Genomic DNA, 13,068 nt, shown 5'->3' on the forward strand with positions numbered 1-13,068 from the left:
AGTCGCATGGCCCGCGGGCCAGCCCACATTACTCAGCGGAAAACCACGATGCTTATTACAAAAACACCTCGCGTTTCTACGGCCCTCCTCGCCCTCGCCGCGGGCAGCACTCTGCTCCTCGCCGGCTGCGCCAGCCAGATGACGGTCGGCGGCGGCAGCAACCCGGTCTCGGGTTCCGCCGGCGGCGCCTCCAGCAAGAACGCGGCGCCCCAGCTCGAGCACTGCGCCAAGCCGCTCGGCACCCTCGCGGTCGAGGAAAATACCCAGGATCAGTGGTACATCATCCTGACCACGCAGTATCACCTGCCGGCGACCACACCGCTGATCCGCCTGATGATCCAGCAGAGCAACTGCTTCGTCGTCGTCGATCGCGGCCGCGGCCTCAACCAGATGATGCAGGAGCGCGACCTGGCTGCGAGCGGCGAATTGCGTTCGCGCAGCAACCTCGGCAAGGGCCAGATCGTCGCCGCCGACTACGTGGTGACGCCGACGATCCAGTTTTCGCAGCAGACCGGCGAAGGCGGTGCCTCGCTCGGCGCCGCGATCGGCGGCCGCGCGGGCGGCCTGCTCGGCGCGCTGGCCGGCTCGATGAAAAGCAGCGAAGCCTCGACGACGCTGATGTTGACCGATACGCGCTCCGGCGTCCAGGTCGCCGCGTCCCAGGGCAGCGCCAAGAACACCGACTTCGGCTTCGGCGCACTCGGCATCGGCAGCACCGTGGCCGGCGGCGCCGGCGCATACAACAGCACGCCGCAGGGCAAGGTCATCGCCGCCGCGTTCCTCGATTCGTACAACCAGATGGTCAAGTCGGTGCGCGAATACGCGCCGCAGCGCGTCGAAGGCGGCCTCGGCACCGGCGGCCAGCTGGGCGTCGACGGCGCGACCAAGGCCGATCCGGGCATGTCGCTCGCCGACGCCCAGCGCAAGCTCGCCGCACTCGGCTTGTACACGAGCAAGGTCGATGGCCTGCCGGGACCGGGCACCTCGGCCGCGATCAGCAAGTTCCAGAAGATCAAGGGCCTGCCGGTGACCGGCCAACTCGACACTCCCACCGCGGCCGCGCTGCAGAACTGAGCGTTCCGCCGCGTTATGCCAAGACGACGGGGCAATCCCCGTCGTCTTTTTTTCTGCCTGTGCTTTGCGATTTTGCTTGCACCGAGCGCCGGCGAAACCCGCACTCAGCGCCGCCTGCCCGCTTTCTGCCCGCATGTCGCCGACAACACCTGCTGCACTTTGCAATGCAGCGGCTCCTCGGTTTGCGCGTTGCCTTCAAAGCCTTTCACGGCTGCACGCAACACAGACTCGGCGGCGCTGTCGCCGCGCTTGCCCAACAGCAGTCCGCGCAGCGCATCGATATGCGTGCCCCAGAGCAGGTCGGCATCGCCGACGTAAAGCGCCTCGACGTCGAGCGTCGCGAGCAGCTTGTGGGCTTCCGCCAACCTGCCAAGTTCGATCCTGACCGCAGCCGGTTGGAAGGCGGCGTACTGACTGGCGGCGAGCGCTGCAACAGGGCCGCCGTTACCGATTCATTACCTGGGCATGGGGGTTCCGTGCCGACGCGGCGCGGCGCGCTCCCTAGCATCGGTGTGCCACACAAGGGTAGCGCCGCCGCTACGCGTCCACGCAACAAAGGTATCCATCATGTTCTCCAGCAATCCCCCCGCCGCGCGTTTGCGCGGCCTCGCCGCCCGGATTTTCCTGCTCGCCTCGAGCCTGTTGCCCGTCGCCGCCCTGGCGGCCGCACCCGCAGTGACGAAAATCCAGGGCTCCCCGCTGACTGTTCACGTCGGCGCCGACAATTCGTTCCAGATCGTCAACAGCGCCATCCCGGGCGTCGGCCAGATCTACCCGACCGACGCGACCGGTACGGCGGACATGGGTTTCTTCGTACGCACGGCGGACCAGTTCTATTCTCCCGATTTCAGCAATCATCCCGCCGGCAGCGCGACCTCGTTCAGCGGCAACACGCCGTTCACCTCCACCTCGCTCGGCGCGGTGACGGGCACCGGCACGGCGGCCGACCCGTTCACCGTCAGCGCGGCGTCGACGCTCGGCACGAGCGGCATCGCGGCGACGCTCAAAGTGCAGTACGTCAACGGCAACAACTACTTCACCAAGGCGCTGACGCTGACCAATTCGGCGGCGAGCCAGAACGTGAAGATCTTCCTTGGCGCCGACATCTTTCTCGCCGCGAGCGACCGCGGTCGTCCCTACATCGAGGCAGCCTCGACCAGTCCCGGCGGCCAGAGCGGCGACGGCTGCCCGAACACCGATTCGCAGAAGTACACGATCCTGCTGATCCCGCAGACGCCGCCCGACGCCTATGTCGCGCGCGGTTTCAGCGCGGTCTGGAGCGAAATCGGCCAGGGCCAACTGAGCAACACGGTCAGCGCCACCGAATGCATCGACAACGGCGCGGCGCTGCAGTGGAACCGCGCTCTGCCGGCCGGCGCCTCGGTGACCGTGCAGACGGCGATCTCGTTCGGCGAAATTCCCGCGTTCGCGCAGTTCGATCTGCGCTCGATCACTCCGGCCAGCGGCACCGCGGGCAACAGCGTCAACGTTACGCTCGGCGGCCTCGGCTTCAAGACCGGCACGACCTTCGACTTGGGCGCCGGCGTTTCGGTGACGAATCTCGTCGTCGTCGATGACAAGACGGCGACCGCAACATTGGTGATCGCACCGAGCGCCGCCGCGGGCGCGCGCGACGTCGGCGGCACGCAAAGCGCGGGCGGACTCAACGCGAGACTGCCGAACGGCTTCACCGTCAACGCGGCCCAGGGCACCACGTATACGGTCACGCCGAGCGCGGGTGCGAACGGAACGATCTCGCCGGCAACGGTGCAGACGGTCGCGGCGAACGCCACCGCGACGTTCACGGTCAGCGCGAACGCAGGCTACACCGCGTCGGTCGGCGGCACCTGCAACGGAACCCTGACCGGCAGCACCTATACGACCCAGCCGGTCACCGCCAACTGCACGGTGGTGGCGAGCTTCACGCCGGTCATAGTGGTGACGCCGACCACGACCAAACTCGTTGCGACGCCAAATCCGCTGCAGTTTGGCAACAGCCTCGGCCTCACCGCCACGGTAACGTCCGGCACGGCCACGCCGCGCGCGCAAGCGGCAGCGCTCGCTGCGGCGATAAGCGGCACGGTGACCTTCAGCGCCGATGGTGCCGTGATCGGCACGGCTCCGCTCGGCACAAACGGTGCTGCGAGTTTCACAGCCAACGGATTGAGCGTAGGCACGCACAGCCTGATCGCGACCTACTCGGGCGACGCGACGAATGCGGCCAGCAGCAGCACGCCGGTCCTCGTGACCGTGACCGCTGCGCCGGCTGCGCAAGCCGTGCCCGCTCCGACCTTGTCGACCTGGGCCGTGCTCGCAATGATCGCCGCACTCACACTCGCACTCGCCGCGCACCTGCGCCGCCACGGCGCCTGAACCACTCACAGATACCAAGAGGCACGCACTTTACCGGCAGCCAACCCGCGCTGCCGGTAAAGCCTTATGGCCGATGGGCTGCGGCCGCAGCCCGGCGTGCAGATACGCCGGGCTTTTTTTGGGTCTAGTCAAACGCAATCGATGCCTCGATTGCTCCATTCGACGATCGCCCGCACTGACGGTCCAATGGCACCCGCTGAGACGGATCAAATTCCGGCCGCTCAAAAAGTTTGATCCGCTCGAAGCGCTTCGCCGCCTATTCGTTGCGTCGTATGGGCACAACCCAGTCCGCGGCGATTCGCGTGTTCAAAGGTTCAATTTTTCGGCCAGCCCTTATTGCGGGCATTCTCAAGTTTCGGGCGCGCTGCACAATGCCTTGCGATTCTCTGCGTCCAATGATTCAAATTTCGAGTTCTGTGCAAAGAATGGTCCGAGCCATTTGTCTTCGTGCGTAAAGGCCATGGTCCACGCCAGATTGGGAGGGAAAATGAGCCAATCCTGCCACGAACAGGCAGCAGGACGATTCCTCGTAACGAAACCTTCTCGGCGATTGTTGGAAATGACGACGAATTCCGGTGCCACCTGTTGTGCGTACAAAGCGGCGGCATCGCCACGCGAAACGCTGGGGAAACGTTTGTAGCTGAAGACGTGCCAAATAAACTCGTTGAAGTGTATACCTTCGCGGTCTCTACCAAAGATCGCCATCCAACGATCGATATGCGCTTTGACTTCTGAAACCAGGAGAAGGCGTTCTATCGGCCCCGGAGTAACAGAGACCTTCGTCGATTTTTGTTTTATTTTCCCTTTAACGTCCATGGCACGCTCGGCTGCATCACGCTTAATGCCTAGATCAGGCATCACCTCGCCCTTCGGCATTGAAGTTTGTACGAAAACCGCAACCGTTGTCTTACGAGCTTCGCAACGAGCTCAAGAAAAATCGCCGAGCGTCAGCACCGACGGCAATGCACTCGCCGGATTCATCTTGAGCAACTGATAGACGATGCCGCCCGCGCCGGTCATCAATCCGGGCAGGAACATATCGCGCGAGACGCCGCAGATCGCGCCGTGGTCTTCGAGGCTCGTGAGCAGGCTCGCCGTCATCTCTTCGTCCGTCACTCCGCGCGGTCCTTCGCCGGCCGCGGCGGCCTTGCTGAGCAGTTCCCACGCGCTGAAATCGCCGTGACAAAGGCAGTGATCGAGCCCTCGTCCGTGTAACCACGTCGCTGCGACCGCACGCCGCACTTGTTGCCGTGCAAACGGATCGGTCAGGGCAGGATCCAAATCCAGATGCGCGAGCCCGATGCCGACGGAGCCGTTGCACCATGCCGCTGCTGTTTTCTCGTTCGCACCGTGACGCAGATCGCGCCAGTTTTCACGCTCGGGATCGAACAACGATTCCTCGAAAAGAAATGCGGCGCGAACCAAATCGCCATAGCGATCGTCCATCGACGCACGCATCAATTTCGTCAGCGACCAGGCGATGCCGGTCGCGCCATGAGAAAAGCCGCCGACGCCGTCGGGCCAGCGGCTGTCACTCCAGTGGGCGCGGTCTTGATTGCGCTTCGCGCGCTCATCGAGCAGGCGTGCCAAATCTTTTGCGTTTTGCAGATAGCCCTCGTCGCCCGTCACACGATGCAGCGCAAGCAACGGCGGAATGGCGCCAGCAATGCCGGACAAAATATCGTGAGTCGTATCGGCGATGGCGGCCTGTGGAATAAGCGCGGCCAGCGAGCGCGCGCGATCGAGATTCGCGTCCGGCTCGAATCCGTGATGCGCAAGAAACAAATGCGCCCAAATTTGTGAGCCGAGTCCGACGTATGCGCCGGGCAGGCGCGGCCGCGGTTTCACTTTCTCCGCGGCTTCGCTGCGGAATCTCGCCTCGGCGAGATTGAGCGTGCGCACGACCGAATCGAGATGGCGTTCGAGTCCGTCCACCGGATCGGCCCGCTCGGCTTTCACTTCGCTCAGGTACGCCGCGATCGTCACCGCCACGCCGGCAAGACCGTTGTACAGATCCTGGCCGATCGGCTGGATCGATCGGCTCGTCGGCGTCACGACCGGAGCGATCCAGGCAATACTGCCGTCTTCTGCGTGTATCGCCGCATCGAGTATCTGCCGCAGGATCGACGCGGCCTGGCGGCGACGCCTCGCATCGAGATCGTCCGCGCGCGGATGCGACGGAAGCAAGGAACGGTGAACAGGCAGCACGCCCTCGTTGACGTAGGCGCTGATAAGAGTCGCCTGGATCACGCGCCGATCGAGATCGAAATCCGCGCCGCGCCAGCCGTCGAGCGCCTGTTCGAGCAGGTTGCAGCGATCGAGCCAGCGCGTTCCGCGCGGCCCGTCGAGCCGGCCCGACGTGACCAGGGTCGAGTAATAAGGAATATCGCCTACGAGCAGATCCTGCACTTCCGCGTCGATCACCGTGCGGTCGTCCGGTGCGATCGTAAGATTCGCCGCCATCTTTTCGAGCAGCCCGGCAGCGCGGCCGCGAGCCGCCGCCTCGTCATGCAGCGAGGTGGGATGCCAAAGCATGCGGCCCAGCTCGACATAGACGCTCGTGGCGCGCGGCACGACGCGCACGCGGCAGTCGGCGAAGGTTTGCAGCCGCGTGCGCAACGAGCCGGTCGCATCGAGTTTGCGCAGATGCCCGGTCATCTCGTCAAACGCGGACAGAACGAGCGGCCAGTAGCGTGCGAGTACCGGATCGACGCTCGGTTGATTCTGCGTCGACGGCGCATCCACCTCGACCATGCCGATGCGCGCCTCGTCCGTGCCGGCGCCGACGATCTGCGGCTGTGGCATGCGCGGCTGCTGACCCCGCAGCAGGCCGACGCCGGAATTGTCGACTCCCTGCCAGCCGACGGCGCCCCCACGGCTCGGCAACAGGCCGGTGGCGAGAACGGTGTCGGCAAGCACATGCGCGGCCCGATCGAACGCCTGCCCAAGGCCCGAATCGCGCGGCGGAATTTTCGGCGTGAACAGAGTTTCGCAATCGATCACCACGGGATTCGGCCCCACCGCAATCAGGTTCTCGGCATGCAGGTCGCTGCCGCCGAGCAGTCTCATCAAGGCCAGCCAGTGACCGATGCCGCGATAGAACTGCTGCAATTCGGCATCATCGCGCGCGTAGCGATGCGCGACGAATTCACACCAACCGTGCTCCATGCGCGCAACGACATCGGGCACGCGCATCGACGTCGAACAACCGTCGTTTCTGAGTTCGGCGATGAATCCGTGCAGCGCCGCGTCGACCATCGTCGGCCGCGGCTTGTAGACCAGTTGGCCGGCGTCGGTGCGCAGGATCGCTACGGTCCTGCCGCCGCGGTGACTGTCGCCGGCCGAGAAATCGAGTTGAAGCAGCGCTGTCGGCACGCCACCGAATACGGATGCAAGCGCATTTTTGTCACTCGCCCAATCCCGCGCGAATTTATGCGCCGCCGAGCAGATGTTTGCGACCACGCGCGATACGCGGCCGGCGAGAGCGGGATAGTGCGAGGACAAGCCTGCCCAGAACGTCGCTTCGGAGGAAAGCGCGCAGAAATGGTCCCAGCGCTGCGCGCTGCTTTCGCCGCAAAGGCGTCCGCTCACGCGCGCGGCGTTCAGTTCGACGATGAGCAGGCGGCAGAGTTTGCCGTGCAGTGTGGCAACGAGGTTGTCGCGCGTGGCGCCGACGATCAGATCGCATTCGTCGACGCCGAGGCCGCCGAGAGCGGCAAGCTGGGCTGCCAATCCGTCCAGATCGGCTTGGTAAAGGCAGCCCAGCGATGAGTTGAAATTGCGGGTGGTCGTAGTCACCCGATCAACGCATCGTCAATTGCAGCAGTTGTCGTGAACGCGCGTGCCCTGCGTGCAGGCAAACGTGGTCGTGCTCATTACCGTGGAACCTACGATATCCGATTCCACATAGTCGCCGCCGAGATAGAGAGGGCCGGCAGGGCTGTCCACCGACGAGTCCGTGCGCCACTGATCGATCAACATCGAGCTTTCCAGATCATTACTCATAACCTGTCTCCTATTGACGTGGATTTGAATAGCACTCGAATGAGCGCTATTCGCGATCGACTATATCACCGCGCGGAATGGGCTCGATATGCATTGCACCATATGCGAACTCGATGCGGTTATTTCAGATTTTTTGAACGACAAGGCAATGAAAGTGGAAATACTTATTAACGATCGCCTTGCGCATCTCCGCAAATAAGCACGCGCATCGAAGCGCGATGCGCTGGTGCTATTCCGCGAAGATCAATCGTAACTGCCGTAACTGTCGGCGGCGAAGTTCTCGAACTTCGTGTAGTGACCGAGGAAGGTCAGCTTGACCGAACCGGTCGGGCCGTTACGCTGTTTGCCGATGATCACTTCGGCCTGGCCTTTATCAGGCGAATCGGGGTTGTAGTACTCGTCGCGGTAGATGAACAGGATCACGTCGGCGTCCTGCTCGATGGCGCCCGATTCGCGCAAGTCGCTCATCATCGGACGTTTGTCGGTGCGCTGTTCGAGCGAGCGGTTGAGCTGTGACAGCGCGATCACCGGCACATTGAGTTCTTTCGCCAGCGCCTTCAGGCCGCGCGAGATTTCGGAAATCTCGGTCGCGCGGTTCTCCTTGTTGCCGGGCACCTGCATGAGCTGCAGGTAGTCGATCACGATAAGGCCGAGATCGTGCTCGCGCTTGAGACGACGCGCGCGCGCGCGCAATTCGCCGGGCGACAGCGCCGGCGTATCGTCGATAAAGATTTTCGCGTCGGACAGTAGCGTGATCGCGCTGGTCACGCGCGGCCACTCCTCTTCCTGGATGTCGCCGGTGCGCAAATGCTGCTGGTTGATGCGGCCGAGCGAGGAGATCAAACGGAACGCGAGCTGCGAGGCCGACATTTCCATCGAGAATATGGCGACCGCCTTCTTCGACTTGATCGCCGCGTGCTCGGCCATGTTCACCGCAAGCGCGGTCTTGCCCATCGACGGACGCGCGGCAAGGATGATCAGATCGGACGGCTGCAGACCGGCGAGCATATCGTCGAGATCGGCGAAGCCGGTCGGCAGACCGGTGACCGCACCCTTGTTCTCGAAACGGTGATGGAGGATCTGAAATGCTTCTTTCACCGCCGCGCGCATCGGCGTGAATCCCTTGCGCCCGCGCGCGCCGGCTTCGGCAATGCGGAACACTTCGAGTTCCGCGCCTTCGAGTATCTCCTGGGTCGAACGGCCTTCCGGCTGGAAACCGTCGCCGGCGATCTTCGTGCCCGCTTCGATGAGCTGGCGCAGCACCGACTTCTCGCGCACGATGTCGGCGTAGGCGCCGATGTTCGCCGCGCTCGGCGTCGCGTTGGCGAGTTCGATCACGTAGCTCGAACCGCCGACGAGTTCGGACAGCTTGTTCGACTCGAACCAGTCGGCCAGCGTGACCGCGTCGCAGGGCATGTTCTTGTTCGACAGCTCGCCGATCGCGCGGAAAATCAGACGATGGTCTTTGCGATAGAAATCGTCCTCGACGAGCTTGTCGGCAATGCGCTCCCAGGCGTTCGCATCGAGCATGAGTCCGCCGAGCACGGCCTGTTCGGCGTCGATCGAATGCGGCGGCACACGCAGCGCATCGATGCGCCCGGCGGAAAAGCGGTCTGGGGAAACGGCCATGTCGTTTTTTTGTTTACTGTGCGGCGGGCGTCGTGGTATCGCGCGCATCGTGCTTCGCTGCCATCTCAGCAGCCGAGAATTGCGCGCGGCCTGGGCGAGCATGCTTTCATACCCGTCTGTTGACTCGCCAGTGGATAACTTGTGGAAATCGTCCTGATGCCGGTACGCGCCGGCCGCGTTCCCTGCGCGGGCGACCGTGCGCAATAATGCGAAGCCATGAAGGGGTTCCTCTGGAAACGGGCGGCCGGATACGGAGCGCTGCTGGCGGCAGGCACGCTCGTCCTCGCCCTGCTCGACTACCAGCGCCTGATGCGCACGCATTTCGCCGACGCGGCCACGTTCCTGATCGGCGCGGGCTTCCTCACCCTGGGCATTTATATCGGCATGCGCGTGGTGAAGACGCCGGCCGCACCGGCTTTCGACGGCAATCCGCAGGCGCAGGCCTCGCTCGGCATCAGCCCGCGCGAACTCGCTGTGCTCATGGAAATCGCCGCGGGCCGGTCGAACAAGGAGATCGCCAGACAACTCGACGTCTCGCCGAATACGGTCAAAACCCATGTCGCCCGATTGTTCGAGAAGCTCGGAGCGAAACGGCGCACCGACGCGATCGCCAAGGCCAGAGAACTCGGAATCGTGCGCTGAGGCCAGGTAATTTCGGGTCGAATCGCCGAAATCACCCGTTTGGATGATTGCCGCGGCGGCGGCGCGCGAGGGTTAATCGGCTTCCCCGTCCAATGGAGGCAAGCAAGTATGTTCCGCATCATTCTGCGCTACGGTGTCCTCGCCGGCCTGATCGTCGGCGTTCCGATGCTCGTCCTGACCGTGACCCTGGACCACCATATGCCGGTCGCCTGGGGCATGGTCATCGGCTACACGACGATGCTGATCGCGTTCAGCCTGGTGTTCATCGCGATCAAGCGTCATCGCGACGGCGACCTCGGCGGCGTGATCCGTTTCTGGCCCGCGTTCGCCCTCGGCCTCGGCATCACCGTCGTCGCCAGCGTGTTCTACGTGTGCGCCTGGGAAGCGCTGCTCGCCACGACCCATATGGACTTCATCGGCGGCTATGCACAAACCTTGATCGAACAGAAGAAAGCCAGCGGCGTTTCAGGCGAAGCCCTGGCGAAATTCGTCGCCGAAATGGAGACCTTGAAAGCGCAGTACGCCAACCCGCTCTACCGCCTGCCGATGACGTTCACCGAAATCTTCCCGATCGGCGCGCTGGTTTCGTTGATCGCCGCGGCGCTATTGCGCAACCGCCGGTTCCTCGCGGTCCAGCGCACCTAGTCGCGGGTTGCCGGTCGCGGACAAAAAAAGAGGCGCCCGCAGGCGCCTCTTTTCGACTCGGCAATGGCTGCCGACGATTTACTCGTCGCCGGTGACCGTGACCTTGACCGTCGTGTGCACGTCGGCGTGCAGGTGGACATGGACTTCGAACTCGCCGGTGTGGCGGATCGAGCCTTCGCCCATGACGACTTCGCTCTTTTCCAGCGGATGGCCGGCGGCGCTGAACGCCTCGGCGATTTCGCGCGGACCGACCGAGCCGAACAGCTTGCCTTCGGGGCTCGCGTTCGCCTTGATCGTGATCGCGGCGCCTTCAAGCGCGGCCTTGCGCGTATCGGCAGCGGCGAGGATCGAGTTCGCCTTGGCCTCGTACTCCGAGCGGCGCTTCTCGAACTCGGCGACGTTCTTCTCGGTGGCCGGCACGGCCTTGCCCTGCGGCACGAGATAGTTGCGGCCGTAGCCCGGCTTGACCTTGACCTTGTCGCCAAGGCCGCCAAGGTTTTTCACTTTCTGCAAAAGGACCAATTCCATAATGTTCTCCGATTCGTTAGCGCCGGCACGGTGTCCGGCGCAGCAGGTGGTTGTTGTCCGAATTTGTCTCAAGCCCTCTCTACGCGAGAGGGCATGAGGATCAATGCGCGTCGCTGTACGGCAGCAGGGCCAGATAGCGGGCGTGGTTGATCGCCGTGGTCAGCTGGCGCTGGTAGCGCGCCTTGGTGCCGGTGATGCGGCTCGGCACGATCTTGCCGGTTTCGGTGAGGTACTGACGCAAGGTGTTGAGATCCTTGTAGTCGATCAGCGTCACGCCTTCGGCGGTGAAACGGCAGTACTTCTTGCGACGGAAAAATTTCGACATGGTGGCTTACTCCTGGGTCGGCTCGGCGGCGGGGGCGGCGGCAGCGGCGTTTTCACGCGGCGGACGCGGACGGCGCTGACGCGGCTCGTCGAAATCCTCACCGCCGAAACCGATGACTTCCTCGCCGTCGCGGCGGCGGCCACCCTTGTCGTCCTTGTTCTTGAGGATGAACGACTGCTCGGTGATCGCTTCGTCGCGGTGGATGATCAGATGACGCAGCACCGCGTCGTTGAAGCGGAAACCGGTCTGCAGTTCCTTGATCACTTCCGGGCCGCACTCGATGTTGAACAGGACGTAGTGCGCCTTGGCCAGATTGTTGATCGGGTACGCGAGCTGACGGCGGCCCCAGTCTTCAAAGCGGTGGATCTTGCCCTGGCCGCCTTCGATCAGCGTCTTGTAGCGCTCGATCATCGCAGGCACCTGCTCGCTCTGGTCAGGGTGGACCAGAAACACAACTTCGTAATGACGCATATTGTCTCCTTGTGGGTATCGCGCGAAGGGATTTCCGCTGCGACAGCCTCCCGACGATTTCGCTTGGAATCACGGTGAGGCAAGGCTCCGCCGGCGCAAGGGCCGTGCGGAGAACCGCGAATTGTAGGGGAATCAGGGTTTTGGCGCAACTTCGCCGGCGGAATCGGCTTTTGCCGGCTCCGCTTTGGCCGCGTCCGTCTTGGCTGCCGGCCGCACCGGCTGGATGCGCATGATGTTGTTGGTCGGCAGGATCAGCGACTGTTTCGCTGCCGCATCGTAGACGAAGACGTAGTTCGACACCGCGCCGAGGTAAGTCCAGGTCGGCGATTTCGACGCCGCGAGATCGGCCTCGCTGCCGTTCAGCCGGATTCTCACCTGCTCCGCCTCGCCGTTGCGGACCCGCTCGGCCTGATAGCCCGCGTAGATCGCAACGAAATTCCAGCCGTAGACCACGATAACGAAGAAGTAGGCGGCCTGGTGAATCCACAACCGATCGCCGAATTCGGCGTTCCACTTGAACCAACGCCGACGCCAGCGCTGTTGCCAGCCGGATCCACCGCCCTCATGCGCGCGCTCAAGGGCAAGCCGATACCGGCGCCGCGAACGGACATTTATCCAATCGAACAGCCAGATCAGCGGGAACGTCGTCAGCACGAGCACCAGGGCGATCGGATGCTGAATCCCGGCAGTCAGAAAATCGCTGATCTGCGACAGGCTCAACACCGGGATCTGGAACTTCCCGTAGAAGCGGTAGTTGTAGAAGATGCCCGCCATCGCGACGAGCAAATAGGCCACCGTGATGCCGAACGCCGGCTCGCGCTTGATTACTTTGAGCAGATGCGGAAGCAGACTGTGCAGCGCCGAGTCGGATGCCGGGTTGTCCACGCGCTGCGCTGCCGGCGCGACCGCCGTGCTCGTATCCGATTCCGTCACGATGCCCTACCCCGTTGCCCTAGCGCCGCAGTATCCGCGGCGACGCCCGTTTCGTCCAGATTGCCGCGCCGCGGCCGGGTAAACTGCCTCAGCTGACGGTGAAACTCTCACCGCAGCCGCACTCACCGGTCGAATTCGGGTTGCGGAAGACGAAGGCGGAATTCAGGCCCTGGCGGGCGAAATCGATCTCGGTGCCGTCGACGAGCGCGGCGCTCTTGTCATCGATGACGAGCTTGACCCCGTCCCGTTCGATCACCTGGTCGTTGGCCGCGACGCGATCGGCGATATCGACCACGTAGGCATAACCCGAACATCCGGTCTTGCGCACACCGAAACGCACCCCTGCCGCCTGTGGATTGGCGCTGAGGAACTGCTGCATGCGCGTGCGCGCGGCGCTGGTGAGTTGGATGTTCATGGGCCTTTGATTCTATCATGCGCGCCTT

General features: G+C 63.5%; 13 protein-coding genes and 1 pseudogene. 4 read left to right on the forward strand and 10 right to left on the reverse strand.

Features of this window, described 5'->3' with window-relative positions:
• Positions 1-48 precede the first annotated feature (48 nt).
• Entirely contained in the window at positions 49-1,074 is a 1,026-nt protein-coding gene (locus FFS30_RS12025; protein ID WP_137913366.1) for a peptidoglycan-binding protein, read from the forward strand.
• Positions 1,075-1,178: 104 nt separating this feature from the next.
• Here the strand turns inward: FFS30_RS12025 and FFS30_RS12030 are convergent, their stop codons facing one another.
• Entirely contained in the window at positions 1,179-1,439 is a 261-nt protein-coding gene (locus FFS30_RS12030) for a hypothetical protein (RefSeq protein WP_137913367.1), read from the reverse strand.
• 202 nt (positions 1,440-1,641) lie between these two features.
• Between FFS30_RS12030 and FFS30_RS12035 the strand changes: the two genes are divergently transcribed.
• On the forward strand, positions 1,642-3,447 hold the full coding sequence (locus tag FFS30_RS12035; RefSeq protein WP_171014580.1) for an Ig-like domain repeat protein: 1,806 nt from the start codon (positions 1,642-1,644) through the stop codon (positions 3,445-3,447).
• Between the two features lie 348 nt (positions 3,448-3,795).
• On the opposite strand, the gene FFS30_RS12040 is transcribed toward FFS30_RS12035, so the two are convergent.
• The 4 genes from FFS30_RS12040 to FFS30_RS12055 all read right to left on the reverse strand — a co-directional run bounded on the left by FFS30_RS12040 (position 3,796) and on the right by FFS30_RS12055 (position 9,129).
• On the reverse strand, positions 3,796-4,305 hold the full coding sequence (locus FFS30_RS12040; protein ID WP_171014581.1) for a DUF4275 family protein: 510 nt from the start codon (positions 4,303-4,305) through the stop codon (positions 3,796-3,798).
• Between the two features lie 69 nt (positions 4,306-4,374).
• On the reverse strand, positions 4,375-7,245 hold the full coding sequence (locus tag FFS30_RS12045) for a type 2 lanthipeptide synthetase LanM family protein (RefSeq protein ID WP_137913370.1): 2,871 nt from the start codon (positions 7,243-7,245) through the stop codon (positions 4,375-4,377).
• 15 nt (positions 7,246-7,260) lie between these two features.
• Positions 7,261-7,452, reverse strand: coding sequence for a DUF6229 family protein (locus FFS30_RS12050; protein ID WP_137913371.1), 192 nt, complete (start codon positions 7,450-7,452; stop codon positions 7,261-7,263).
• A 243-nt stretch (positions 7,453-7,695) separates the two neighbouring features.
• On the reverse strand, positions 7,696-9,129 hold the full coding sequence (locus FFS30_RS12055) for a replicative DNA helicase (protein WP_137913372.1): 1,434 nt from the start codon (positions 9,127-9,129) through the stop codon (positions 7,696-7,698).
• 168 nt (positions 9,130-9,297) lie between these two features.
• Between FFS30_RS12055 and FFS30_RS12060 the strand changes: the two genes are divergently transcribed.
• Both FFS30_RS12060 and FFS30_RS12065 read left to right on the forward strand, forming a co-directional pair.
• Positions 9,298-9,723, forward strand: coding sequence for a response regulator transcription factor (locus FFS30_RS12060; protein ID WP_137913373.1), 426 nt, complete (start codon positions 9,298-9,300; stop codon positions 9,721-9,723).
• 108 nt (positions 9,724-9,831) lie between these two features.
• Positions 9,832-10,368 (forward strand): DUF4199 domain-containing protein, encoded by a 537-nt coding sequence (locus FFS30_RS12065; RefSeq protein ID WP_137913374.1) that lies wholly within the window; start codon positions 9,832-9,834, stop codon positions 10,366-10,368.
• Positions 10,369-10,446: 78 nt separating this feature from the next.
• On the opposite strand, the gene rplI is transcribed toward FFS30_RS12065, so the two are convergent.
• From rplI to FFS30_RS12090, 5 genes and pseudogenes are all read right to left on the reverse strand, one after another.
• The gene (gene rplI / locus FFS30_RS12070; RefSeq protein WP_137913375.1) at positions 10,447-10,896 is read right to left on the reverse strand and encodes a 50S ribosomal protein L9; all 450 of its coding nucleotides are present in this window, start codon (positions 10,894-10,896) and stop codon (positions 10,447-10,449) included.
• Positions 10,897-10,996: 100 nt separating this feature from the next.
• The gene (rpsR, locus tag FFS30_RS12075) at positions 10,997-11,221 is read right to left on the reverse strand and encodes a 30S ribosomal protein S18 (protein ID WP_137913376.1); all 225 of its coding nucleotides are present in this window, start codon (positions 11,219-11,221) and stop codon (positions 10,997-10,999) included.
• 141 nt (positions 11,222-11,362) lie between these two features.
• A pseudogene (gene rpsF, locus FFS30_RS12080) lies at positions 11,363-11,692 on the reverse strand (30S ribosomal protein S6); the annotation flags it as partial.
• A 132-nt stretch (positions 11,693-11,824) separates the two neighbouring features.
• A complete protein-coding gene (locus tag FFS30_RS12085) occupies positions 11,825-12,625 on the reverse strand; it encodes a hypothetical protein (RefSeq protein WP_137913378.1) in 801 nt (266 codons plus the stop codon).
• Positions 12,626-12,713: 88 nt separating this feature from the next.
• Complete coding sequence (locus FFS30_RS12090; protein ID WP_137913379.1) at positions 12,714-13,040, reverse strand: iron-sulfur cluster assembly accessory protein; 327 nt, start codon at positions 13,038-13,040, stop codon at positions 12,714-12,716.
• Between the last annotated feature and the right edge of the window lie 28 nt (positions 13,041-13,068).

This window comes from Rudaea sp. 3F27F6, from assembly GCF_005503555.1.
GTDB lineage: Bacteria > Pseudomonadota > Gammaproteobacteria > Xanthomonadales > Rhodanobacteraceae > Rudaea.

What these genes read in the sequence shown, in the direction of transcription:
- FFS30_RS12025 (WP_137913366.1), top strand. Translation starts at nt 49, where the DNA reads ATGCTTATTACAAAAACACCTCGCGTTTCTACGGCCCTCCTCGCCCTC.
- FFS30_RS12035 (WP_171014580.1), top strand. Translation starts at nt 1,642, where the DNA reads ATGTTCTCCAGCAATCCCCCCGCCGCGCGTTTGCGCGGCCTCGCCGCC.
- FFS30_RS12040 (WP_171014581.1), bottom strand. Translation starts at nt 4,305, where the DNA reads ATGCCTGATCTAGGCATTAAGCGTGATGCAGCCGAGCGTGCCATGGAC.
- FFS30_RS12050 (WP_137913371.1), bottom strand. Translation starts at nt 7,452, where the DNA reads ATGAGTAATGATCTGGAAAGCTCGATGTTGATCGATCAGTGGCGCACG.
- FFS30_RS12055 (WP_137913372.1), bottom strand. Translation starts at nt 9,129, where the DNA reads ATGCGCGCGATACCACGACGCCCGCCGCACAGTAAACAAAAAAACGAC.
- FFS30_RS12060 (WP_137913373.1), top strand. Translation starts at nt 9,298, where the DNA reads ATGAAGGGGTTCCTCTGGAAACGGGCGGCCGGATACGGAGCGCTGCTG.
- FFS30_RS12065 (WP_137913374.1), top strand. Translation starts at nt 9,832, where the DNA reads ATGTTCCGCATCATTCTGCGCTACGGTGTCCTCGCCGGCCTGATCGTC.
- rplI (WP_137913375.1), bottom strand. Translation starts at nt 10,896, where the DNA reads ATGGAATTGGTCCTTTTGCAGAAAGTGAAAAACCTTGGCGGCCTTGGC.
- rpsR (WP_137913376.1), bottom strand. Translation starts at nt 11,221, where the DNA reads ATGTCGAAATTTTTCCGTCGCAAGAAGTACTGCCGTTTCACCGCCGAA.
- FFS30_RS12090 (WP_137913379.1), bottom strand. Translation starts at nt 13,040, where the DNA reads ATGAACATCCAACTCACCAGCGCCGCGCGCACGCGCATGCAGCAGTTC.